This is a genomic window from Bradyrhizobium sp. CIR48, from assembly GCF_014198315.1.
Taxonomy (GTDB): domain Bacteria; phylum Pseudomonadota; class Alphaproteobacteria; order Rhizobiales; family Xanthobacteraceae; genus Bradyrhizobium.
Window position 1 is genome coordinate 750,873 of the sequence record NZ_JACIHG010000003.1, and the last position, 20,954, is coordinate 771,826.

The window sequence follows — 20,954 nt, forward strand, 5'->3', positions numbered from 1 at the left end:
TATCTCGGCGTCAGGAGCTCGCGTTCAGCACGGTGACGGCACGACGGTTCTGCGACCAGCAGGAGATGTCGTTACAGACGGCGACCGGCCGCTCCTTGCCGTAGGAGATCGTGCGCATGCGGTTCGGATCGATGCCGCGCGAGGCGAGGAACGAACGCACCGACTGGGCACGGCGGGCGCCGAGCGCGATGTTGTATTCGCGGGTGCCACGCTCGTCGGCGTGGCCTTCGACGGTGAAGCTGTAGCGCGGATAGGTCTGCAGCCACTGCGCCTGCTTCTCCAGGGTCACGATCGCCTGCGGGGTCAGATCGGTCTGGTCGCTTTCGAAGAACACGCGGTCACCCACGTTGACGACGAAATCCTGCTGACTGCCAGGCGTTGCCGCATTGGCCATCGCATCCGTCGCAGCATTCTTGTTGGCGCAGGCGCCCATCGACAGCGCGACGGCGAGCACCGCGACCAGCTTCAATCCCTGGAGGATACGCATAGGATGTTTCATTCCGGAGCCTCCACGCTCACGTTAGTCCACTGCTGTCCGGTCTACAGGGGGTTGGTTAAGCGAACGTTCCGTCAACCTTGACGGAACCTTGCCTCAGCCGATCAAATGCCCCCAACCAGCGAAAAGCACCCGTCATGGTTAATGGGTTGTAAATGTGGCGCGAGGGTGAAGGCAAGTCGCACCGGCCGGCAAAAACGCCGGCTTTCGCCTGAATTTTGGGCCAAGTGATGCGTGGCGACGCGCGACGGGTAAGGGGTGACGGGCAAAAGGCCGAGCCCAGGCTCAAACCTGGCGCCGCATCCGCGCCACCGCCGACTTTAGGCGTGCGCGGCGTCCGCCACGAGCACCGGTCGCTGCGGCACCTGGCGCTGGCCGCCGCGCCCGAACAGCATCCGCCGCTCGAACGCGGTCGACCGCATGATCGGATAACGTTCGAACACCTTCTTGCGGAAGGTCGGGAAGTCCGCGGCCATCAGTCCGAACGGCTTGGTGAGGCCGGGAACCAGGCGGGGCTCGGCGATGGTCTCGTGCAGGAACACCCGCCGGTAGAAAGCCTGATGCTCGGGACGCACGATGGCGAGACCGAGATCGGCATTGAAATGCTCGCAGGCCATGTAAGCGAGACGCGTCGTCAGATAGGGCAATTCCGGAACCCGCTTGACCTGGTCGGGATCGGCGACGAAGCGGGTCGGGTCGATCATGACCTCGCCGCGGTCGAGCCGCGGCAGCAGGATGTCCGGGAAGACATCGGCCGAGGTGGACTCGCGCCATTCCGATGTCAGCACGCTGATGCGCACCGAGCTGCAGAGCTCGCCATGGAGATAGACGCCGAAGGTCCACGCGTTCGGCAGCTCGTCGTAGCGGTCGGTCACCCGCGCATCGGCGGAGGGCTTGACCGCGCCCTCCCGCAGATAGGCGCGGTAGCGGAGATTGTAGATCTCCTCCTTCTCCGCGACGGTTTCCGCAAGATGATAATCGACGTCGGTCAGAAGCTCCGCTCCCCGTCCAACAGCCGAAATGACAGATCTGGCTGAGGACTGCATTCCAACTCCTTACCCACACTCACGTCGCGACATGCAAAGGCAATTCCCGCAAGACAACTTGCGCGCGCGCCATGATTTATTAACACCTTCTTAACAAGTATGCAAAGCAATCGAACGGTTAGGGTTAACCACCGTAGCACTACGGTACCCTGCAACAGCCTGAAATGTTGGGACGTTTTGAGAAACGGACTTAAGCGAAGGAGCGCGAGCTGGCGACGTGGAGCTGGCCTTCGCCGCGCCGTCCATGCGAGGCGTTGAGCAGCTGGCGCATCCGCACGGCGGGCACCGGACGGCTGAACAGATAGCCTTGCGCCTCGGAGACGGTGCCGTCGGCGCTGATCAGATCGAGCTGCTCATTGGTCTCGATGCCTTCGACCACGACGGCCATGCCGAGATCGGCGGACAGCCGCGCCACGCCGCGCAGCAGCGTCAGCGGGCGGTCGGTGTCGATGCCTTCGAGGAAGGATCGGTCGATCTTCACCTTCTGCATCGGGAAATTGTGCAGATAGCTGAGGCTGGAATAGCCGGTGCCGAAATCGTCGAGCGAAATGCGCACGCCGAGCGCATGCAATTGCGACAGGATGTCGTGGGTCAGCTGGGTGTTGCGCAGCAGGGAGGACTCGGTGATCTCGATCTCCAGCCGATGCGCCGGCAGGCCCGACACCTCCAGTGCGTAACGGATTTCGCTCAGCACGTCGCGCTGGTGGAATTGCTGCGGCGAGAAGTTGACGGCGACGCTGACGCCCTCCGGCCACTTCATGCATTCCATGCAGGCGCGGCGCAGGATCCAGCGGCCGAGATCGACGATCAGGCCCATGTCCTCGGCGACCGGGATGATGTCGATCGGCGAGACTGTGCCGCGCACCGGATGATTCCAGCGCAGCAGCGCCTCGCAGGTGGTGATCTTGCCGGACTTCAGATTGACCAGCGGCTGGTAGAACAGCTCGAATTCCTCGTTGGCGAGCGCCTTGCGCAGGTCGAGCTCGAGGATGCGGCGGGCCTCGACGGTCGCCGCCATCTCGTCGCGGAAGAAGCAGAAGGTGCCGCGGCCGTCGGCCTTGGCGCGGTACAGCGCCATGTCGGCATTCTTGAGCAGCGTATCGGCACTGGCATCGCCCGGCGAGGTCAGCGCGATGCCGACGCTGGCGCCGATCTCGACCAAATGATTGTCGATGCGGTAGCGCTCGCTCAGCCGCTCAACGATGCGGCGGGCCAGCGCGGCGGCGTCCTCGGGCGAGGAGATGTTCTGCTGGAACACGACGAATTCGTCGCCGCCGAAACGGGCGACGAAATCTTCGGGGCGCAGCATCTCGCGCAGACGGTTGGCGACGGCGCACAGCAGCTGGTCGCCGCAGGGATGACCGAGCGTGTCGTTGACCTGCTTGAACTGGTCGAGGTCGACGAACAGCAGCGCGGACAGCCGCTCGGCATGATGCGAATTCTTCAGCAGCCGCTCGATCTCGTCGTGGAAGCTGACACGATTGGGCAGCGCGGTGAGCTCGTCATAACGGGCGAGATGGCTGATGCGGGCTTCCGCATTGGTGCGTTCGGTGATGTCTTCCAGCAGCAGCACCGTGCCGCCGCCGGTCATCGGCTGGAACGTCCAGGCCAGGGTGCGGCCGCGCGAGGAATCCGGATCCGCGGTGACGATCTCGCAGATCCGCGCATGCTCGATCTCGGCCAGGATCTGATCGCCGCTCTCCGCCGAGATCGACCCGGCGGAAACGCAGGCCGCCGCGATATCGGCGGCAGTGGCGCCGCGCTTGACGAGGTCCTCGGGCAAGGCCATCAGCTCGCCGAAACGATGGTTCATCACCGCAAGGCGGCCGTCGGCGCGGAACATGCACAGGCCATGCGGCATGTTGTTGAGCGCGGTGTCGAACTGGCTCGCCAGCGCGGATTCGCGGAAGCTCGAGGTCAGCGCCTTGACGAAGATCGCATGCAGGCTGAGGTTGATGTTCTTCAGTCCGATGAAGAAGAACACCAGCAGGATGGCAAGACCGATGTGGTAGAAGCCGCCGTGCAGCAGCAGGGCGAGCGACATCGGACCGCAGGCCAGTGCGACGTGCCACTGGATCACCCGGGGCTGCCCGTAATTGCGGGCGGCGCCGCCCGCGGTGTAGCCGATGCCGATGGCCACACAGAGCATGTCGGCGACCGGATCGTTGTTGTTGTAGATGACGACGAAGGCCCACACACCGAGCACCGCCGCATAACTCAGCGCGCCGATCCAGTAACGCGGCTCCAGGTGCTTGGCCTCTTCGAATGACAGCACCTGGGTGCGGTTTTCATATCCGCGCATCTGGAACGCGCGCGCGGTGCCGATAGCGATCAGCAGAAACGCGAGCGGCCACAGCCAGACATCGCCCGTCTTCAACGCAGTCATCACCGCGGCCACGGCCGCGGAGGCCGAGCCGAAGAAGATCGCCCAGAAATTCTGCACCATGGAGTTGATGAGAGCGGCGTAGAGTATCGGCTCCAGCTCGTCTCGATCACTCTGCTTCTGGTCGGCCAGTTGCATTGGCTTGTTACGCGTCCTGTTTGGCGCGTAGTCTTACCCAGCCCAGATGAAGTCTTTCTGAGGGAACATCGTTAAAGTCGAGTTGTTTTTCGGTATCAGCGAACCGATTTCCACTTAAATATCAAGCAACTAGGCAAGCCTTGCCGGGCACAAGGTGAAGGAAAGCTTGCTTGGCGCCGAGAAGTCGAAAAAATCGGCGCGTTTTTTCGACAACATCGCGCGTCTGAACGCGCGATGTTTTAGCGTTCTCTTGTCAGCCCGCCGTCGAGGACAGCAGCGGCGACCATGCGGGGTCGGAGGCGAAGCCCGGCGTCGGCACCTTGAGCTCGTTGCGGCCAGAGATGTCGACGCTGTACAGCGACGGCCCGCCACTGCCGCCGGGATCGCGGAAGAACATCAGCACCCGGCCGTTCGGCGAGAAGGTCGGCCCTTCGTTGTGGAAGCCGGAGGTGAGCAGCCGCTCGCCGGAGCCGTCCGGCTTCATGACGCCGATCGAGAACTGTCCACCGCCCTGCCTGGTGAAGGCGATGTAATCGCCCTTCGGCGACCACACCGGGGTCGAGTAGCTGGCGTTGGTATCGTCCTTGGAGAAGGAGATGCGCTGCGCCTGTCCTCCGCCCGCCGCCATCACGTAGATCTGCGACCTGCCCCCGCGATCGGACTCGAAGCAGATGCGGGTGCCATCCGGCGAGTAAGACGGAGACGTGTCGATCGCCGGCGTGTCGGTGAGGCGCGTGGTCGAGCGCGAGCGCAGATCCATCACGAACAAATTGGAATTGCCGCCCTGCTGCAAGCTCATGATGACGCGCTGGCCGTCCGGCGAGAAGCGCGGCGCAAAGGTCATGCCCGGGAAGTTGCCGACGATCTCGCGCTGGCCGGTCTCGATGTTGAACAGATAGACCTTCGGATCGCCCTGGCCGAACTCCATATAGGTGATCTCTTGCGAGTTCGGCGAGAAGCGCGGCGTCAGCACGAGGTCGGAGCCGCGGGTCAGGTAGCGCACATTGGCACCGTCCTGGTCCATCATCGCGAGCCGCTTGACGCGGCGCTCCTTCGGACCGCTTTCGTCCACGAATACCACGCGGCTGTCGAAATAGCCCTTCTCGCCGGTCATCCGCTCGTAGATCTGGTCGGAGATGATGTGGGCGATGCGGCGCCAATATTCCGGCGAGGTGAAATATTGCTGCCCGGCAAGCTGCTGGCCGGAGACCACGTCCCACAAACGGAATTCGGCCTTCAGCCGTCCGTCTGACTGCCGCGTCATGCGGCCGGTGACGAGGGCTTGCGCGTTGAGCGTCTTCCAGTTCTGGAATTGCGGCGCGACGTCGATGTTGCTGATGCGCTCGATGAAGGCGGCCTGGTCGATCGGCGCGAACAGGCCCGAACGCTTGAGATTGTTGGTGATGACCTGCGTGACGCCGTTGCCGACGTCGCCGTCGGACGGCGAGCCCGGCACGAAGCCGGTGATCGCAATCGGGATCGGCTGAAATGCATTGGGGTCGATGCGGATGCGGCCGTCCTGGCCTTGAGCGAAGGCACGTCCGCCCCCGAGCATCGCGAGCGTCGATCCGGTCAGGGTCATGAAGCGGCGGCGGTTCATCGATCGGACGTCATTCATTGCAAAATTCTTTTGTTCGGATGTCACAACATATCTTTCAGGCCGAAAGTCATCGGAATGAGCTTCCAGCTCTCGTACTGCTGCTTCGGCATGAACGAGTAGACCTGGCACTGCACGATGGCGCGCTTGGCGCTCTCCGCCACCGCCTGGGCGATCGACCGCGACGGTCCCCTCACTGCGACCACGATGGGCTCGGACGCCAGCGATCCGTCGATCTTCATGGGAATGTCGATGTCGGCTTCGTACTGGTCGGCATCCTGCCCGTTATAGGTCGGCGTGAAGCAGCGCTTGACCGCGCCCTGGAACGCACCGCGCCATGTCGCAACGTTGTTGGCAGCAGTCCCGGTCGCCAATCCCAGCGAGGCCGACGCGTTCAGCGCCGTTCCCGTGATCTCGTGCCGGGTCGCGGCACGCTTGTCGAGGTCGCGCTGGATCTGCGCGGGATCGAAGCTGCGCTCCTTGGGCTTCGGCTGCTGCTGCGGCTGCACCGCCGCAACCTTCTGCTCCACGGGCTTGGGCGGCGGCTTCTTGGTCTCCAGCTTCTTCTGCAGCTCGGCGATCGGATCTTCCTTGGCCGGATCAGGCTTCTTTTCCTGCGGCTTCGGCTCTTCCTTCGGCTTCGCCTCGGCGACGGGCTTCGGCGGCTCGGGCTTCTTCTCCACCGGCTTCTCGACCGGCTTCGGCGGCGGCTCTGGCTGCGAATTGGTCTTGATCAGCTCTTTCTTCTCGGTGACCTTGCCGACGGCGTCTTCCTCCGGCTTGGGCTCGGCGATCTTCTCGACCTTGGGCTTGAGCTCTTCCTTCTTGCCGGTCTTCTGCCCGGCCATCATCTTCGCGAGCTGATCGGTGGAGATGATGTCGATCGGGAGTGACTCTTCCGGCGCGACGTAGGCCTTGCTGCTAAAGGTGACGAGGCCCCATCCCAGCACGAGGACATGCAGGGCAATCGACGCAACGAGTGTCTTGTCGACGTTCACCTTCACCGGCCTATCCCTGATCCGCTTCCGTGACGAGGGCGAGCTTCTTGAATCCGGCGCCGGACAACAGGCCCATCACCCTGGCCACCGTGCCGTAATCCGCCTTCTTGTCGGCGCGCAGATAGATGCGCTCCTCGAGCCCGCCGCGCGCATCCGTGATCGCCTTCAGCTTCGGCACCAGCTCGTTGATCGCGATCTCGGCATCGTTGATGAACACCTTGCCCTTGATGTCGACCGACATCTGGATCGGCTTCTGGTCGTTGTTTTCGAGGCTCTTGGCCTGGGTCTGCGGCAGGTCGAGCGGCACGCCGACCGTCAGCATCGGCGCCGACACCATGAAGATGATGAGCAGCACCAGCATCACGTCGACCATCGGCGTGACGTTGATCTCGGCCACGACGGGCTTGCGCCGGCCACGGCGCCCGCCGCCTCCGGACGAACTCGCAACGTTCATCGCCATGATCGCGTGCCCAAATTACCCTTCACACTATACATGCCGTCCGTCAGCCCCGCTCGTCGATCTGACGCGACAGGATGGCGGAAAATTCATCAGCGAAGCCCTCGAGCCGCTGGGCCTGCCGGTTCACCTCGGAGGTGAACTTATTGTAGAAAATAGTGGCAGGAATGGCGGCGATAAGGCCGACCGCGGTCGCAAACAGCGCCTCTGCGATGCCCGGCGCCACCACCGCCAGAGAGGTATTTTTCGACGCCGCGATCGACTGGAAGCTCGACATGATGCCCCAGACCGTGCCGAACAGGCCGACGAAGGGGCCGGCGGATCCGACGGTCGCGAGCACCAGCAGCCGGCGTTCCAGCCGTTCGACTTCGCGCGCGATCGAGACGTTCATGACCTTGTCGATGCGCATCTGCAGGCCCGCGACCGAGCGGGCCTGGTTCTCGAACGAGCGCTTCCACTCGCGCATCGCGGCGACGAAACACGCCGCCATCGAATGCGTCGGCTTGGCCGAGAGGGTGCGATAGAGCTCCTCGATCGATTCGCCGGACCAGAAGGCCTGCTCGAAACGGTCCATCGAGCGGCGGGTACGGGCAAACAGGAAGATCTTGTCGATGGCGATCGCCCAGACCCAGACCGAGCAGGACAGAAGTCCCAGCATCACCGCTTTCACGATCCAGTGAGCCTGCCAGAACAGCGCGATCAGCGACACGTCCGCGGAAGCGGCAACCGGAAGGGCTGACTGAGCCACGTCGGCCGGATTCATAAGCAGTATCCTCTCAAGGCGATCGTTACCCGATGTGCCGGCCAGCAAATGGCTGCCGGTTCCCCAATGGCCGCGCTAGAACCGGCGCGGCCGGCAAGCCCGCTCAAAGCCTTGTCTTTCTGGGTGCAGGGGCTCGTCCAAAGCCGGCCGTCTGCATTCCCTGCCAAGATGTCAAAACTATGGGCCTTTGGCCCCGGGCCTTGACGGGTCTCGGCTTCGGGCTTTGGGCGCGACTGTCCGCCCTTACCAGAGCCCGGCGTTGGTTAATGCGAGGTTACCGCAGGCAAATTTGGCTGCCGGAAAGGTAGGCCGCGCAGGCAGTTGGATCGGCTTGGGTCCGGACACCTGGTCCGGAGGAACCAGCCCTCGCCCGAAAAATTGTCCCAAAAATCACTTTCCGCGAGGTCCTACCATGACCATCAACCCCAAGACGACCGCCGCGATCGGCGATCACCCGCTCCACCCCATGCTCATCCCGTTCCCGGTCGCATGTCTGGTCGGCGCGCCCATCGTCGATCTCGCCTTCATCGGAACCGGCGACAATTTCTGGGCCAGAGCCGCGATGTGGCTGATCGGGGCTGGCATCGTCATGGCGCTCGTCGCGGCCGTGGCCGGCTTTACGGACTTCTTCAGCGAGCCCCGCATCCGCCGCCTCAACGATGCCTGGTACCACATGGTCGGCAATCTCGGGGCGGTCGTGCTGGCCCTGATCAATTTCTACCTGCGCTACGCCCAAGGCGCCGAAGCTGCGATCAAGCCGTGGGGCGTGGTGCTCTCCCTGATCGTGGTCGGCATCCTCCTGTTCACGGGATGGAAGGGCTGGGAGATGGTCTACCGTCATCACGTCGCGGTGCTGGATGCGCCGGGCCAGACCAGCTCGGAGCCGGTCACGCCCCAGCATGGCGGCGAGAGCCATCGTCGCGCCGCCTGAAACCAGCGATCGCGTTACGGGCGAGCTCGCCGGCGCAGGCTGAGCACATAGAGCCAGCCGCCTGCCGCGATCAGCACAGGCAGAACAAAGAGCGCAAAGTCGCGGAGCAGGATCATGGGTCCAGCCCCGCTTCCGCAAACGAAACAGCGCGCCCAAGCGCGAAGGCGGCAAGCTGATAGAGGGCGCCGCTGAGAAAGACGTGCCACGCACCGCTTTCCACGAACTCCTGATAGGTCTTGACCTCGGTCGGCCAACCATTGAGGAACGCGATCGCGACCGGCAGCAAGCATCCGAACCGTTCGAACAGGTCCGAGGCACGCGCAAGCAGCGCGATGCGCTGCCTGGTCTCCTTACATACAATAGTGGTCATGGTCGTACCCGTCGGCGCAGGCGAAAAGGCGCCGTCGGGGCTTGGTCGGGCCTCATCGCGATTCGGTTCTAAGGCGCCTGTCTTTTTGCGCGGGCGCAGGGATTAGAACGTCGCGCTCTCGGTGAGCGTCAGGCCGCGGAAGCGGGTTCGGGACAGTTGGTCAGACGCGCGGGATTGCCGATTGCCGTGCAGCCGGCGGGCACGTCACTGATCACGACCGTCCCGGCGCCGATCTTGGCGAAATCGCCGACCTCGATGTCGCCGAGGATGGTCGCGCCGGAGCCGATGAAGACGCCGCGGCCGATGCGAGGCGAGCGCATCGGCAAGTCGCCATGGCGCCCGATGCTGACGTTCTGAAGGATGGTGACCTCGTCGCCGATCACCACATTGGCGCCGATCACGATTCCCGTGGCGTGGTCGAGATACACGGACGAGCCGATGCTGGCTGCCGGATGAATGCTGACCTGCAGGACGTTTGACGCCTCGTTCTGAAACAGCAGCGCCGCGTCGCGCTGGTCATGACGCCAGAGCCGGTGCGAGACGCGCCAGGCTTGGAGCGTCAAATAGCCCTTGAAATGCAGCAGCGGCGGCAACAGGCCGGCGACGGCGGGATCGCGGAGCACGATCGCCTGCAAGTCGCGGCCGGCCGCTTCGATCAATTCCGGCGCGCCACGAAAGGCGTCGATAGAAAAGGCCGTGAAGCGTGCCTGTTCGGCGGCGTTGCCGCCAAGCCTGCGCCCGATCAGATCGGCCAGAGCCGCGGCAAAACTATCATGCGCCAGCACCGCATCGGCAAGCGACTTGCCGAAGACGGGATCGGATGCGCACGCACGCTGCGCCTCCGCGCGTATATTCTGCCAGAGGCGATCATTCGTTGCGGTCGCAGCTGCCATCAAGGCCGCCTCCGGTGCTTTGGTGCTTCCTTCACGTGTCGAATATAGGCTGCGGGCAACCCGCGCGCCACGCGGCGGCCGCAATGACTACCTGAGCACCATGCCGCAGCTCCCCGTGGGGCTACGAGCTTGCATGCCAGCCATCCGCGACCATATAGTCAGTCGAATTTTCGGCCGACGCTGCTTTGGCCGGGATGATCACGCAAAGCAGCTCGCTCAAGCCCCGCGGTGGTCCGCCACCCGCGGGTTTTTCGTACCCGGTAGCCCTCAATGCTGCCGATGCAAATCCCGGATCCCCGTTACCTGAGGTCACGCTGAAACATGTTGCCCAACGCGCCCGCCGACGACCACCACGACGACGTCATGTACCCCTCCGCCATACCGTTCGTGCTGGTCCATCTCGGTTGCTTTGCGGCGATCTGGTCAGGCGTCACGTGGCAGGCCGTCGCGATCTGTGGGGCGCTGTATGTCGTGCGGATGTTTGCGATCGGGGCGGGCTATCACCGCTATTTCTCGCATCGGGCTTTCGCCACCGGCCGCGTGTTCCAGTTCATCCTGGCCTGCCTTGCGCAAAGCACCGCGCAGAAGAGCGTGTTGTGGTGGGCGGCCAAGCACCGGCATCATCATCTGCATTCCGACACCGAACTGGATGTGCATTCGCCGCGTCAGCGCGGTTTCCTGTACAGCCATCTCGGCTGGATCTTTTACCGGGAGCACGATGGGACTGATCTCGTGAAAGTCGGCGATCTCACGGTCTTTCCCGAGCTGATGTGGCTGCATCGGCTGGAGCTGCTGCCGGCCTTCGTGCTTGCAGCGCTCTGCTTCATGGCGGCGGGGTGGTCGGGTCTGATCGTCGGCTTCCTGTGGAGCACGGTGCTGGTCTATCACGCGACCTTCTGCATCAATTCGCTGGCCCATGTGCACGGACGCAAGCGCTACGTGACGGGCGACGACTCCCGCAACAACTGGCTGCTGGCGCTGCTCACTATGGGCGAGGGCTGGCACAACAATCACCACGCCTATCAGAGCAGCGTGCGGCAGGGTTTTCGCTGGTGGGAGATCGACGTCACCTATTACTTGCTGAAGGTGTTGTCCTGGTTCGGAATCGTCTGGAACATGAAGGCGCCGCCCGAACAGGTGCTGCGCAACGAGCAGCCGCTCGGCGCCCGCGTCATCAATCGGGCCGCCCGCGAGCTTGCCGGGCGGTTCGACGCGCCGAAGCTTGCCCATGCGATCTCTTCGGCGCTGCACCGCGCCGACCCGACCCAGCTGCAGCTGCCAACGCTGCACGACATCCTCAATCGCGCGCATGACGGCGTCGACGCGCTGACACACCTGCATCTGCCGAAGATACCGACCCGCGAGGAGTTTCTCGCCGAGGCCAAGGCGATGTTCGCACGAACGCGATCGCTCAACGAGATCGTGGATCACGCCTACGAACACTTCCTGGCTTCGGTTCACGCGCAGCTCGCCACCGCGCGCTGAAGCCGGCGGCCATGCGATGCAGCCCGGCGCGTGTCATGGCGCCGGGACGCTTCCGTCGCGCGCGCGGCAGGTGAGAATCCCGCCGATCCCTAGAGTTCGATCTTCAACCGTTTTGCGGTCTGCGGTCCGACCTGTCCGTCGACAATGAGTCCTTTGGTCGCCTGAAACGCCGCGACCGCCGCCACCGTCAGGTCATTGTATTCACCGTCGATCGTCCCCGGATTGAATCCCAGCTCTTTCAAAGCGCGTTGAATGTCCCGAATGACGGACGCCTTCATGTTCGGCTGCCCAAGCGCATACAGCTGGCTCGGCTCCGCCAGGTCGAGTGCTCCACCCGCCGCCCCATACGTAAAGTTCGGCAGCAAGACGCCGGTATCCCAATTCCGGCCCGACACCTTGCCGCGACGAACGCCATAGGCGGTGCCCATCGCCTCCACGGTGCCGCCCTCGCCGTCACAAACGACGATGTGCCCCATCATGCCCGGTCCGGGCGGATAGCGGAGAAGAATGCCGCCCACCGTTGAAGCTGCCTGCCGCCACGGCACGCGCTTTCCGAGTTTTTGTGAATCGCTCTTCCAGGCGCCCGTATAGGCTTCGACCGTTGCAGGATTGCCGTTGTCGTCGACGCATCCGTACAGGATTCCACCGACCTGATACACCAGCCAGGACATGAACTCCGCGCAGTCCCATGGACCGTGCCAGTTCTTGTTGTTCTTGGGAACGCAGACATTGACGTATTTCTCGCCGATGCGGGACTCGGCCAGCTTCAGCATCTTTTCGCCGTCGGTCATGCTCAATTCCTTCTGCGCAATGAACTTGCTAAAATTCGGCCCTCAATAATCGAGACATCTATTCGCGAAGCTCCGGCGAACTTCGCGCGTCAAAAGGCGGCACGCTCTCAGGGGCGCTCTGAAGCCGTCCGGGAATTCAGGCGGAGATTCAACGCCGCCTGCGTCACCACGCCTGCATTTCCATCGACCGGAATCTTGGCGTGGTTTTGAAACCACTCGACCGCCTGCGCGGTGGCGGGACCATATCGTCCATCCACGACAAGCGCCGGCTCAGCCCCGAGATCGTTCAGGGCCTCCTGAAGCTCGCGCGTTTCATCCGACGTGGTTGCGGCTTTCCAGGCCACCTGGTTCGCGCCGCTCTTGCCTACTGCGCTCCACACGATCTCGAAGAGCTCCGTGCGTCCGCTCAGGCCGTTGTAGCCACCGTTGATGAGCCGCGTGATCGTACGGATGTCGTTCCGATCCGCATACGCGTTCAGGCCTCCCTCATTCCATTCGTGCAGGGCGGGAAGCAGAGCCGCTTCGGGTGCGACAATCAGATCCGGATTATTGTAGAAATCCACGCCTGCAAGCTTGCCCATGCGCAGGTAGTTGGCGCCGCCCGTCGTCTGCAACAGGCCGCCGCCGCGATATTTGTATCCGTCTCCTTGCTTGGTATTGCCGAGCTCCTTCGCCTTCTTCGGATTACCCAGTCCATAGACGCGCTCGGCCAAGGCACGATCATTGTTGAGAAATTGATCGACCTCGTCGGGCCGGATGGCCGCGCTATGATGGCCGATGCCGAAAATCTCGAGAAGGCGCGCCGTGGTTTTGTATTTGAGGCTCTCGAAAAGAACCGTACCGCGGCCGGTTTCATATAGCGCCTGAGCGAGGAAGTGCGCGATGCGAAGCGGCGTGTTGATCTTGAAGCGGCCGAAGATTTCGTCGCCGTCTTCAAAAGCCTTGAGGTAATTGGGATAGCAGCGAGGGGCTACCTTCCGAACGATCGTTACGATCCGCACGAAAATACTCCCTAATAATATTCAGCCAAATATCATCGAGTGAAAACGTACTTAGATTATGCACAGCACCCTTTGGTTGCAAGAGAAGATTCGATTTCTGGACAGGCCGCATTGCCCCAGTTCAGGCGGCATTTTGCAGCAACGTCCGGTTTAGTAACGGCCAGTTGCCGCTGCCATCAATTACAACCCGCATCTCGCGACAGAGCTAGGCCGGCACGACGAGCATTGCGAACAATGATGGCGGCCGAAACCGGCCATCGCCTGCTCTCTCTCGCGCGCGCGAGAGAGATTGAACCCAAAAACCAAACCGCCCGCCTGCGGGTTGCGCAGACGGGCGGCTCGGGGCCATCAGGACTTTGGGGGCATGCGCCTGAAGGCTTTGAGAGGTGTCAGTCAGCCTTGAAGGTCAGCCCTGCTGCTGGTCGGTCGGCGGCGGGGTCGGACGCGTCTTGTGCTGCGCCATGAACTGGTCGAACTCTTCCTTGTCCTTGGCGTGACGCAGACGGTCGAGGAAGTTCTTGAACTCGACCTGCTCCTCCTCGAGCCGCTGCAGCGTCTCGGTGCGGTACTCGTCGAAGGCGCGGTTGCCGGAGGACGGGGGGCCGAAGCCAAACCCGAAGCCGCGGCGCTCCATGCGGCCGCGCATGCGGTCCATCTTGTACTGCATCTTTTCCATCTTGTTCTGCCAGCGATCTTGGTGGCTCCAGCACGACATTCTTCTGCTCCCGAGTGTGAAAAAGAGAAGGGCAAGTCCGATCGGCCACCAGATGATGAAGCCGAGGATGGTCACGGCGATCCAGCCGGGATGCCAGGGCGTATCGAGCATGCGGGGACGTTCGTACTGTTGGTATTGGTCCGAAGGGCCGCGCCAGCGATTAACGTCAGCGGTGTAGGCCATTTCCCATCTCCATCACGGCACCAGCGCCGTTGTGAATGTAAATAACATTTACATAGCTAGACCATCCCGCGATTTTGTCAAGCTGGCCGCCAGACACGCCCGCGTGATCATTTGCGTAATTTTATTTCGGCTTGCCCCAAGGACCACCTGGAGTGCTGCCGGGCGGCACGCCTGAACCGGAGGGCACCTCCGGAGGCACCGGCGGCGGCTCGGCGCCCTTGCCTGCAGGACGACGGTCGGTCGGGAAGCCGAGGCCGCGCAGATAGATCAGCACCTCGGCCTCGAGCAGCTCGTCCGGCGACATCGGCAGTTTTCGTCGCGCGGCGTCGCCACGGGAGAACAGCGAAGCCACGCCGTGCGCCATCGACCAGATGTGCAGCGCCATCATCATCGCCGGCGGCCGCGGCGTACCCGGCGGCGTCAGCGCCGCGAGCCGCTCGGCTGCAGCGCGAATGATGTTGAAGGCGCGTTCGCTGGCGGCCTGAAGTGCGGGATTGGCATCGACCGGCACGCCCGATTCGAACATCGCGTTGTAGAACGCGGGCTCCTCACGGGCGAAGGCGAGATAGGCTTTGCCGACGCGCTCGAACGCGGTGACCGTGTCGGGGCGCCCGTCGTCCCAGGCCGCGGTCAGGCGCTGCTCGAACTGCTCGAAGCCGCGCTGGGCAATCGAGGACAACAGCTCGTCACGGTCGCGGAAATGCCGATAGGGCGCCGCTGCGCTGACGCCGGCCATGCGTGCGGCATCGGCGAAGGTGAAGCCGGCCGCGCCCTTCTCGGCGATCAGCCCCAGGGCGGCCTGCAACAGGGCTTCCTTCAGATTTCCGTGGTGATAGCCGCGCTCGGCGCGGCGCTGCTCCTTGCGCCAGCTCATGTGAACGATCTTTACATGAGCCGGCGGTGAAGGTCACTAGCAGGAATCGGGCGTGATTAACCCCGTACTTTCACGGGCGATGCCGGGCCTGAGCGACGGCATCGCACCCGGAATTGGCCTAGTCCGCAGCTACATCTGCGGAATCGGCAGCACGGGCATGACCTCGATCGCCTCGCCCGGGAAGATCGCAAAATGCGGATGGTTCTCGAACAGTTTTGCAGCTTCCTCCTGCGAGGCAGCCCGCACCACCGTGAAGCCGGTCAGCGCATTGCTGATCTCGGTAATGCCGCGTCCGTCGATCCGGCGGGTCTTGCCGAGCGGGCCGCCCATCTCGACGATGACGTCCTTATGCTTCTCGACCCAGCCGTGCCAGGCGGCCATGCCCTCGCGCTCTTTTGCCTTCCGTTCAGCCTCAGGCATCGCATGCCAGGCCTTCATCTTTTCGCCGCTCATGCTGCCGAGATAGACGGCGAGGAATTTATGTTCGGTGCTCATCGGTTCTCTCCTTGTTGATTGACTGACGACAGACGCGATTTCATCGCGATCGCTGTGGCTACCTCTTCAGGTCGCCGAAACCGGCCGCGGCCTCCTGCACGTCGGGCGGAAAGTCGCTCATCTCCTGGACTTGCCGGATCTCGATGATCTCGTTGGCCGAAGCCGGACATTTCTTCGCCCAGGCGATCGCCTCTGCGCGCGAGGCGACCTCGATCATCCAATAGCCGCCAAGGACTTCCTTGGCTTCAGCGAATGGGCCGTCGGTCACGACAGGCTCGCCGGTCGCAAATGAAACCCGCGCGCCCATCGACGGCGGATGCAGGCCATCGAGCGTGATCAGCACGCCCGCGTCCTTCAGCGCCTCGTTATAGCGCATCATCGCCGCGACGCGTTCGGGATCGAGCTGGACGTCCGGCGGCGCGGCCTCGTAGCCGAGCGGGATCATCAACATCATGAATCGCATGGGTCGTATCCTGGCTTCTGCGGTGGTTCCGGGATGCGCCGTGAGGCGCAGGCCCGCTCGCCTTCAAGACGAACGAACCCTCACGGAACCGACACGCCCGCGGAAATAATCTGGAGGGCCCCGGCCCTAGCGCGGCTGCGGCAGGAAACGACCATCCCGCCGGGCAGCGCCGAAATAGACATCGATGCGCCGGACCTTGCCGCCTGCGAAGGTGAAGAACTCCGTGTTGCGAAAACTCCTGCCATCTGTCGCAAGGCAGAGATAAGTGACGAAGGCTTCCTCGCCCCGGACGACGATGCGCTCGATGTCATGCCGTGCGATCCAGCCGCTGTCGCTCCAGCAGCGTTCGAAATAGGTCGCCTTGTCGAGGTCGTCGTCGAACGGGCTGGTGAAGCGGAAATCGTCGGCCAGTGCGGCGGCGACCCGCTGCCGGTCGTTGGCGAGATAGGCGGCGAAGAGGTCGCGGATCAGGCGTTCGCGGTCGTCGGGCATCAATGGTCTCCGCAGCGAGCATCTTGTTAAAGACGGTTCGCCCTCGACCGCGCCGACACCGCCATGCGAGGGTGACGCGAAAAAATATCTCGGCTGCGCCCCCGTACAAGTACGGCCGCATTGTGAACTCCACCGTGCATATAAACCAAGAGCAGCTGTCAGTTGAAGTAGTTGGCTATTGCTCGTGAAATCGCGGAGCTCGTCGCGGCGTGTTCCGGAATTTACCGATGCTCAAGGATAGCATGCAACTTTCAGCTCAGGGGAAACGGTATGGCGATCCTGTCGGATCGCGTCCGAGCATTGCGGGGCTTACGTGTTCAATTTCCTGAGCAAGAAGGTCAGGCACGCCATCGCGGAGGTCGAGGCGCTCGACCGGTCGCAAGCCGTGATCGAATTCGGTCTCGACGGCACCATCCTCGACGCCAACGAAAACCTTCTCAAGATGAGCGGCTATACGCTTGCCGAGATCAAGGGAAAGCATCACAGCATCTTCGTCAACCCGGCCGAGCGCGAGAGCACTCGCTACCGCGATTTTTGGGCCAGCCTGAACCGCGGGGAATTCCAGACCACGCAATACAAGCGTTTCGGCAAGGGCGGCAGGGAAGTCTGGGTCCACGCGTCCTACGCCCCGCTACGCGACGAAAACGGCAAGGTGGTCAGCTTCATCAAGTTCGCCACCGACATCACGGCCTATAAGATCAAGGCCATGGAAGAGTCCGGCAAGATCGCGGCGATCAACCGCGCGCAGGCCGTGATCGAGTTCAACATGGACGGCACCATCGTCACCGCCAACGAGAATTTCCTTGGCGCGATGGGCTATTCGCTCGATGAAATCAAGGGCAAGCACCACTCCATGTTCGTGACACCAGAGGACCGCGCGAGCCCGGCCTACGCCGCGTTCTGGGCCAAGCTGAACCGTGGCGAGTTCGAGGCTGCCGAATACAAGCGGCTCGGCAAGGGAGCTAAGGAAATCTGGATTCTGGCCACCTACAATCCGATTCTCGATGAGAACGGCAAGCCGTTCAAGGTGGTGAAGTTCGCGACCGACGTCACTGCGCAGAAGATGAAGGCGGCCGACAATGACGGTCAGCTCGCCGCGATCCAGAAATCGCAAGCGGTGATCGAGTTCAACATGGACGGCACGATCCGCACTGCCAACGAGAACTTCCTGAAGGCGATGGGCTATGCGCTGGCCGAGATCAAGGGCCAGCACCATTCCATGTTCGTCGAGCCGAACGAGAAGAATTCGGCCGCCTACCGCCAGTTCTGGGAAGCGCTCAATCGCGGCGAATACCAGGCCGCCGAATACAAGCGCATCGCCAAGGGCGGCCGCGAGATCTGGATCCAGGCGTCCTACAACCCGATCTTCGATCTCAACGGCAAACCGTACAAGGTGGTGAAATACGCCACCGACATCACCGCGCAGGCGATTGGCCGCAAGAAGGCCGACAACGCGCGCGGGCTGATCGATGCGGTCGCGGCCGGCAGCGAAGAGATGAGCGCCTCGATCCGCGAGATCTCCGAGACCATGACGAAGTCGCGCGAGACGTCCAAGGTCGCGACCACAAGGGTCGAGTCCGCCGACCTCCAGGCCCAGAAGCTGACGGCCGCCGCACAGGCCATGAGCGGCATCGTCGAGATGATCTCGGGCATCACCAGCCAGATCAATCTGCTCGCGCTCAACGCCACGATTGAATCGGCCCGCGCCGGCGAAGCGGGACGCGGCTTTGCGGTGGTCGCCTCCGAGGTGAAGAATCTCGCGAGCCAGGCCAAGCAGGCGACCGACACGATCACGTCCGAAATCGACGCGCTGAACACCATCTCCGGCGACGTCGCGAGCTCCCTCACCGCGATCAAGGCCGCGATCGCAGGCGTCAACGAGTTCATCGCCTCCACCGCAGCCGCGGTCGAGGAGCAGAGCATCGTGACCGCGGACATGTCGGCCAACATGCAGCGTGCCTCGGCAGAGCTGGCGTAAGGGCGACTTCCCCTCCAGCCCTCGCCTGCCCCTTCCTCGCCAGCACAAAAGCGCAGTAAAAGGAGCCTGCATTCCTGCGCCCATATGCTACTCGAGGACAATTCTCCCATGCCGCAAGCCCCGCAAAAAATCGCTCTCGTCACCGGAGCCGCCCGCGGCATCGGGCTTGCGACCGCGAAGAAGTTCCTGGCCGAGGGTTGGCGCGTGGCGCTGCTCGACATCGAGGGCGAGTTGCTCGGCCGGGCGGTCGCCGAAATCGACCAAGGCGAGGCGACGCTGGCGCTGACCTGCGACGTCTCGGACGCCGCCGCGGTGAGCAATGCAATGGAGGCGGTCGAGCGCCGGTTCGGCCGACTGGATGCACTGGTCAACAATGCCGGCATCGCGGTGTTCGCACCGCTGATGGAGACGTCCGAGACCGATTGGCGCCGCGTGCTCGAGGTCAATCTCACCGGCCCGTTCCTCTGCACCAAGGCCGCGGTTCCCTTGATGCGCGAAGGCCATGGCGGCGCCATCGTCAACATCACCTCGATCTCGGCGGTGCGCGCCTCGACGCTGCGCTCGGCCTACGGCACCAGCAAGGCCGGGCTCGCGCACCTGACCAAGCAGCTCGCTGTCGAGCTCGCCTCGCTCAACATCCGCGTCAACGCGGTTGCGCCGGGGCCGGTCGACACGGCGATGGCGAAGCAGGTGCACACCAAGGAGATCCGCGCCGACTATCACGACGCCATTCCGCTCAATCGCTACGGCCTGGAGGAGGAGCTTGCGGAAGCGATCTACTTCCTGTGCTCGGCAAATGCGAGCTACATCACCGGCCAAATTTTGGCCGTTGATGGCGGCTTCGATGCGGCAGGTATCGGCCTGCCCACGCTGCGCGGCCAGCGCCGCAACGGATAGGTCCGGAAATTGTAGGGTGGGTTAGCACTGCCGCTGCGCGTGCCGCTGGGCGTAACCCACCCTACGGAACCGATTTAGGTGGAGACTTCATGCGACGCATCTCTTTGCTCAACGCCCTGATGCTTGCATTCGCGCTGCTCGCCACCGCGCCGGCGTCCGCCGAAATCCGCATCATCCAGTCTCCCGGCGGACAGGTGGGGCCGTTCCTCGATTTGTTCGAGAAGGTGCGCGAGAGCGGCGAGCGCGTGGTGATCGACGGTCCCTGTCTGTCGGCCTGCACGCTGGTGCTGAGCATCGTACCGGGCGAGCGCATCTGCGTCACCAAGCGCGCCGTGCTCGGCTTCCATGCGGCACGTTCGGTCGACCGGCGCGGGCGCTTTTATGCCGAGCCGGAAGCATCGGTCGCGGTGCTTGCCGCCTATCCCGGCCCAGTGCGCGACTGGATCAGCCGCCGTGGCGGCCTCACCTCGCGGCTGCTCTTGCTCAAGGGGCGCGATCTCGCCGCGATCTATCCGCGCTGCCGCTGACGAATGTGGCAGCCGCCACGGATGTGACGTGAATGAGTTCTGTGAACCGCGTCGCGTCACATCAAAGGCGTTTGGCTTGGCCGGCCCGAGGCCACACGGCAGGTTCCCTGTGTCGCACCCAATGTGCGCACCGGGGTCTCCACGCCATCACACTTTGGCTGCCGTCAATAAAGAGTCTGGATCACCGGCCCCAGCTTCATGCTGACGCAGATAAGCATCCCCCACAGGGCAAAATTGATCTGTAGCGCCGCCGCCATCGGTCGCTCCCCTTCCAAGTGACGTCCACCCCAGCTTTTTAGATTTTGTGATTCACCAATAGCGATTCTGACGTGCAGATTACAGCCCAATATTGCGTCAATTGTTGTGCGATGCAGTCCGCATGGTTTCACGAAGCGGCCTCACTGCTCCCGCAAAGTGATGCGAATCGTGAGTTCATTCCTCGGCCACGCCCGCCAATCGTTTGCCTTAAGTTCCATTTGACCGTTGCCATGCAAGTTTCCCGTGTGGAAGTTTGCGCATTGCGCATCGAACTTTGGGTCTGGCATGATACGACGCGGCTTCATCTTGCTTACTTTCTGCACAGCGCTGCTTGAATGTGCAGTCGCATCGGCGCAGGAGCGTCGTCCGATCGCATGGGATGGCCTCGGCCAGGACCCCAACAAAGCCTCGCATCGCCCGCATGTCGCGAAGCGGCGCGCGACGAACCCCGCGCCCGCGGCAGCTGATCCCAATCAGGAGCGGGAACGAGTGCTCGGCACCTTGCGGCCATATTCGGATGCGTGGTGGGCGGTCCATGACGAGATCGAAGCCGAGAACGACAAGCAGCTCGGCACCAAGCTCGTGATCTGCCCTCGCTGCGTTCAGTCGCCGCAGCAGAGCGAGGACGTGACCGGATCGGTCCGTTGAGCGAGCTCACGACCGATCCGGGTATGACGCGATAAATCCAGGCGTCCCCTCTCCCGCGACAGTGGAGAGAGGGGA

The 20,954-nt window shown here is 63.1% G+C and carries 22 protein-coding genes; 6 read left to right on the top strand and 16 right to left on the bottom strand.

The features are described 5' to 3' along the window. Window positions 1-10: 10 nt before the first annotated feature. The 7 genes from pal to tolQ all read right to left on the bottom strand — a co-directional run bounded on the left by pal (window position 11) and on the right by tolQ (window position 7,878). Complete coding sequence (gene pal / locus GGD66_RS13495) at window positions 11-499, bottom strand: peptidoglycan-associated lipoprotein Pal (protein WP_018317777.1); 489 nt, start codon at window positions 497-499, stop codon at window positions 11-13. Between the two features lie 317 nt (window positions 500-816). Continuing rightward, window positions 817-1,542, bottom strand: a complete 726-nt coding sequence (locus GGD66_RS13500) for an N-acyl amino acid synthase FeeM domain-containing protein (RefSeq protein ID WP_018317776.1) — start codon at window positions 1,540-1,542, stop codon at window positions 817-819. 190 nt (window positions 1,543-1,732) lie between these two features. Continuing rightward, window positions 1,733-4,063 (bottom strand): bifunctional diguanylate cyclase/phosphodiesterase, encoded by a 2,331-nt coding sequence (locus GGD66_RS13505; protein WP_018317775.1) that lies wholly within the window; start codon window positions 4,061-4,063, stop codon window positions 1,733-1,735. A 253-nt stretch (window positions 4,064-4,316) separates the two neighbouring features. After that, window positions 4,317-5,663 (bottom strand): Tol-Pal system beta propeller repeat protein TolB, encoded by a 1,347-nt coding sequence (gene tolB / locus GGD66_RS13510; protein WP_177237051.1) that lies wholly within the window; start codon window positions 5,661-5,663, stop codon window positions 4,317-4,319. Between the two features lie 41 nt (window positions 5,664-5,704). Further along, window positions 5,705-6,664 carry a protein TolA gene (locus GGD66_RS13515; RefSeq protein ID WP_183258022.1) on the bottom strand — a complete coding sequence of 320 codons (960 nt, stop codon included), beginning with the start codon at window positions 6,662-6,664 and terminating at the stop codon, window positions 5,705-5,707. A gap of 4 nt (window positions 6,665-6,668) precedes the next feature. Next, on the bottom strand, window positions 6,669-7,118 hold the full coding sequence (gene tolR, locus GGD66_RS13520) for a protein TolR (RefSeq protein ID WP_092254686.1): 450 nt from the start codon (window positions 7,116-7,118) through the stop codon (window positions 6,669-6,671). 43 nt (window positions 7,119-7,161) lie between these two features. Beyond that, complete coding sequence (gene tolQ / locus GGD66_RS13525) at window positions 7,162-7,878, bottom strand: protein TolQ (protein WP_018317771.1); 717 nt, start codon at window positions 7,876-7,878, stop codon at window positions 7,162-7,164. A 412-nt stretch (window positions 7,879-8,290) separates the two neighbouring features. Between tolQ and GGD66_RS13530 the strand changes: the two genes are divergently transcribed. After that, window positions 8,291-8,809, top strand: a complete 519-nt coding sequence (locus GGD66_RS13530; protein ID WP_183258023.1) for a DUF2231 domain-containing protein — start codon at window positions 8,291-8,293, stop codon at window positions 8,807-8,809. A gap of 112 nt (window positions 8,810-8,921) precedes the next feature. Here GGD66_RS13530 and GGD66_RS13535 read toward each other — a convergent pair whose 3' ends face one another. Both GGD66_RS13535 and GGD66_RS13540 read right to left on the bottom strand, forming a co-directional pair. Beyond that, window positions 8,922-9,179 carry a hypothetical protein gene (locus tag GGD66_RS13535; RefSeq protein WP_018317768.1) on the bottom strand — a complete coding sequence of 86 codons (258 nt, stop codon included), beginning with the start codon at window positions 9,177-9,179 and terminating at the stop codon, window positions 8,922-8,924. A 128-nt stretch (window positions 9,180-9,307) separates the two neighbouring features. Beyond that, window positions 9,308-10,072 carry a serine acetyltransferase gene (locus tag GGD66_RS13540; protein ID WP_183258024.1) on the bottom strand — a complete coding sequence of 255 codons (765 nt, stop codon included), beginning with the start codon at window positions 10,070-10,072 and terminating at the stop codon, window positions 9,308-9,310. 321 nt (window positions 10,073-10,393) lie between these two features. On the opposite strand from GGD66_RS13540, the gene GGD66_RS13545 reads away from it, so the two are divergent. Beyond that, entirely contained in the window at window positions 10,394-11,557 is a 1,164-nt protein-coding gene (locus GGD66_RS13545; RefSeq protein WP_183258025.1) for an acyl-CoA desaturase, read from the top strand. Window positions 11,558-11,646: 89 nt separating this feature from the next. On the opposite strand, the gene GGD66_RS13550 is transcribed toward GGD66_RS13545, so the two are convergent. The 7 genes from GGD66_RS13550 to GGD66_RS13580 all read right to left on the bottom strand — a co-directional run bounded on the left by GGD66_RS13550 (window position 11,647) and on the right by GGD66_RS13580 (window position 16,571). Then, complete coding sequence (locus tag GGD66_RS13550) at window positions 11,647-12,348, bottom strand: peptidoglycan-binding protein (RefSeq protein WP_092254671.1); 702 nt, start codon at window positions 12,346-12,348, stop codon at window positions 11,647-11,649. Window positions 12,349-12,455: 107 nt separating this feature from the next. Beyond that, window positions 12,456-13,349 carry a peptidoglycan-binding protein gene (locus GGD66_RS42215; protein ID WP_183258026.1) on the bottom strand — a complete coding sequence of 298 codons (894 nt, stop codon included), beginning with the start codon at window positions 13,347-13,349 and terminating at the stop codon, window positions 12,456-12,458. A gap of 406 nt (window positions 13,350-13,755) precedes the next feature. Beyond that, window positions 13,756-14,247 carry a DUF2852 domain-containing protein gene (locus tag GGD66_RS13560; RefSeq protein ID WP_018317763.1) on the bottom strand — a complete coding sequence of 164 codons (492 nt, stop codon included), beginning with the start codon at window positions 14,245-14,247 and terminating at the stop codon, window positions 13,756-13,758. A 121-nt stretch (window positions 14,248-14,368) separates the two neighbouring features. Then, window positions 14,369-15,121, bottom strand: a complete 753-nt coding sequence (locus GGD66_RS13565) for a TetR/AcrR family transcriptional regulator (RefSeq protein ID WP_183258027.1) — start codon at window positions 15,119-15,121, stop codon at window positions 14,369-14,371. Between the two features lie 129 nt (window positions 15,122-15,250). After that, window positions 15,251-15,616: a YciI family protein gene (locus tag GGD66_RS13570; protein WP_018317761.1), complete on the bottom strand. Its 366-nt coding sequence runs from the start codon at window positions 15,614-15,616 to the stop codon at window positions 15,251-15,253. Between the two features lie 58 nt (window positions 15,617-15,674). After that, on the bottom strand, window positions 15,675-16,079 hold the full coding sequence (locus tag GGD66_RS13575; protein ID WP_179738990.1) for a YciI family protein: 405 nt from the start codon (window positions 16,077-16,079) through the stop codon (window positions 15,675-15,677). Between the two features lie 126 nt (window positions 16,080-16,205). After that, a complete protein-coding gene (locus tag GGD66_RS13580) occupies window positions 16,206-16,571 on the bottom strand; it encodes a nuclear transport factor 2 family protein (protein ID WP_183258028.1) in 366 nt (121 codons plus the stop codon). 313 nt (window positions 16,572-16,884) lie between these two features. Between GGD66_RS13580 and GGD66_RS13585 the strand changes: the two genes are divergently transcribed. The 4 genes from GGD66_RS13585 to GGD66_RS13600 all read left to right on the top strand — a co-directional run bounded on the left by GGD66_RS13585 (window position 16,885) and on the right by GGD66_RS13600 (window position 20,879). Continuing rightward, window positions 16,885-18,549 (top strand): PAS domain-containing methyl-accepting chemotaxis protein, encoded by a 1,665-nt coding sequence (locus tag GGD66_RS13585; RefSeq protein WP_018317758.1) that lies wholly within the window; start codon window positions 16,885-16,887, stop codon window positions 18,547-18,549. 108 nt (window positions 18,550-18,657) lie between these two features. Next, the gene (locus GGD66_RS13590; protein ID WP_092254655.1) at window positions 18,658-19,446 is read left to right on the top strand and encodes an SDR family NAD(P)-dependent oxidoreductase; all 789 of its coding nucleotides are present in this window, start codon (window positions 18,658-18,660) and stop codon (window positions 19,444-19,446) included. Window positions 19,447-19,535: 89 nt separating this feature from the next. Next, a complete protein-coding gene (locus GGD66_RS13595) occupies window positions 19,536-19,973 on the top strand; it encodes a hypothetical protein (protein ID WP_018317756.1) in 438 nt (145 codons plus the stop codon). A gap of 543 nt (window positions 19,974-20,516) precedes the next feature. Further along, window positions 20,517-20,879 (top strand): hypothetical protein, encoded by a 363-nt coding sequence (locus tag GGD66_RS13600; RefSeq protein WP_183258029.1) that lies wholly within the window; start codon window positions 20,517-20,519, stop codon window positions 20,877-20,879. The last annotated feature ends 75 nt before the right edge of the window (window positions 20,880-20,954 follow it).

Excerpts from the sequence above, each read along its gene's own strand:
- pal (WP_018317777.1), bottom strand. The coding sequence starts at position 499 with ATGAAACATCCTATGCGTATCCTCCAGGGATTGAAGCTGGTCGCGGTG.
- GGD66_RS13500 (WP_018317776.1), bottom strand. The coding sequence starts at position 1,542 with ATGCAGTCCTCAGCCAGATCTGTCATTTCGGCTGTTGGACGGGGAGCG.
- GGD66_RS13505 (WP_018317775.1), bottom strand. The coding sequence starts at position 4,063 with ATGCAACTGGCCGACCAGAAGCAGAGTGATCGAGACGAGCTGGAGCCG.
- tolB (WP_177237051.1), bottom strand. The coding sequence starts at position 5,663 with ATGAACCGCCGCCGCTTCATGACCCTGACCGGATCGACGCTCGCGATG.
- tolR (WP_092254686.1), bottom strand. The coding sequence starts at position 7,118 with ATGGCGATGAACGTTGCGAGTTCGTCCGGAGGCGGCGGGCGCCGTGGC.
- tolQ (WP_018317771.1), bottom strand. The coding sequence starts at position 7,878 with ATGAATCCGGCCGACGTGGCTCAGTCAGCCCTTCCGGTTGCCGCTTCC.
- GGD66_RS13530 (WP_183258023.1), top strand. The coding sequence starts at position 8,291 with ATGACCATCAACCCCAAGACGACCGCCGCGATCGGCGATCACCCGCTC.
- GGD66_RS13535 (WP_018317768.1), bottom strand. The coding sequence starts at position 9,179 with ATGACCACTATTGTATGTAAGGAGACCAGGCAGCGCATCGCGCTGCTT.
- GGD66_RS13540 (WP_183258024.1), bottom strand. The coding sequence starts at position 10,072 with ATGGCAGCTGCGACCGCAACGAATGATCGCCTCTGGCAGAATATACGC.
- GGD66_RS13545 (WP_183258025.1), top strand. The coding sequence starts at position 10,394 with ATGTTGCCCAACGCGCCCGCCGACGACCACCACGACGACGTCATGTAC.
- GGD66_RS13550 (WP_092254671.1), bottom strand. The coding sequence starts at position 12,348 with ATGACCGACGGCGAAAAGATGCTGAAGCTGGCCGAGTCCCGCATCGGC.
- GGD66_RS13560 (WP_018317763.1), bottom strand. The coding sequence starts at position 14,247 with ATGGCCTACACCGCTGACGTTAATCGCTGGCGCGGCCCTTCGGACCAA.
- GGD66_RS13565 (WP_183258027.1), bottom strand. The coding sequence starts at position 15,121 with ATGAGCTGGCGCAAGGAGCAGCGCCGCGCCGAGCGCGGCTATCACCAC.
- GGD66_RS13570 (WP_018317761.1), bottom strand. The coding sequence starts at position 15,616 with ATGAGCACCGAACATAAATTCCTCGCCGTCTATCTCGGCAGCATGAGC.
- GGD66_RS13575 (WP_179738990.1), bottom strand. The coding sequence starts at position 16,079 with ATGCGATTCATGATGTTGATGATCCCGCTCGGCTACGAGGCCGCGCCG.
- GGD66_RS13580 (WP_183258028.1), bottom strand. The coding sequence starts at position 16,571 with ATGCCCGACGACCGCGAACGCCTGATCCGCGACCTCTTCGCCGCCTAT.
- GGD66_RS13590 (WP_092254655.1), top strand. The coding sequence starts at position 18,658 with ATGCCGCAAGCCCCGCAAAAAATCGCTCTCGTCACCGGAGCCGCCCGC.
- GGD66_RS13595 (WP_018317756.1), top strand. The coding sequence starts at position 19,536 with ATGCGACGCATCTCTTTGCTCAACGCCCTGATGCTTGCATTCGCGCTG.
- GGD66_RS13600 (WP_183258029.1), top strand. The coding sequence starts at position 20,517 with ATGATACGACGCGGCTTCATCTTGCTTACTTTCTGCACAGCGCTGCTT.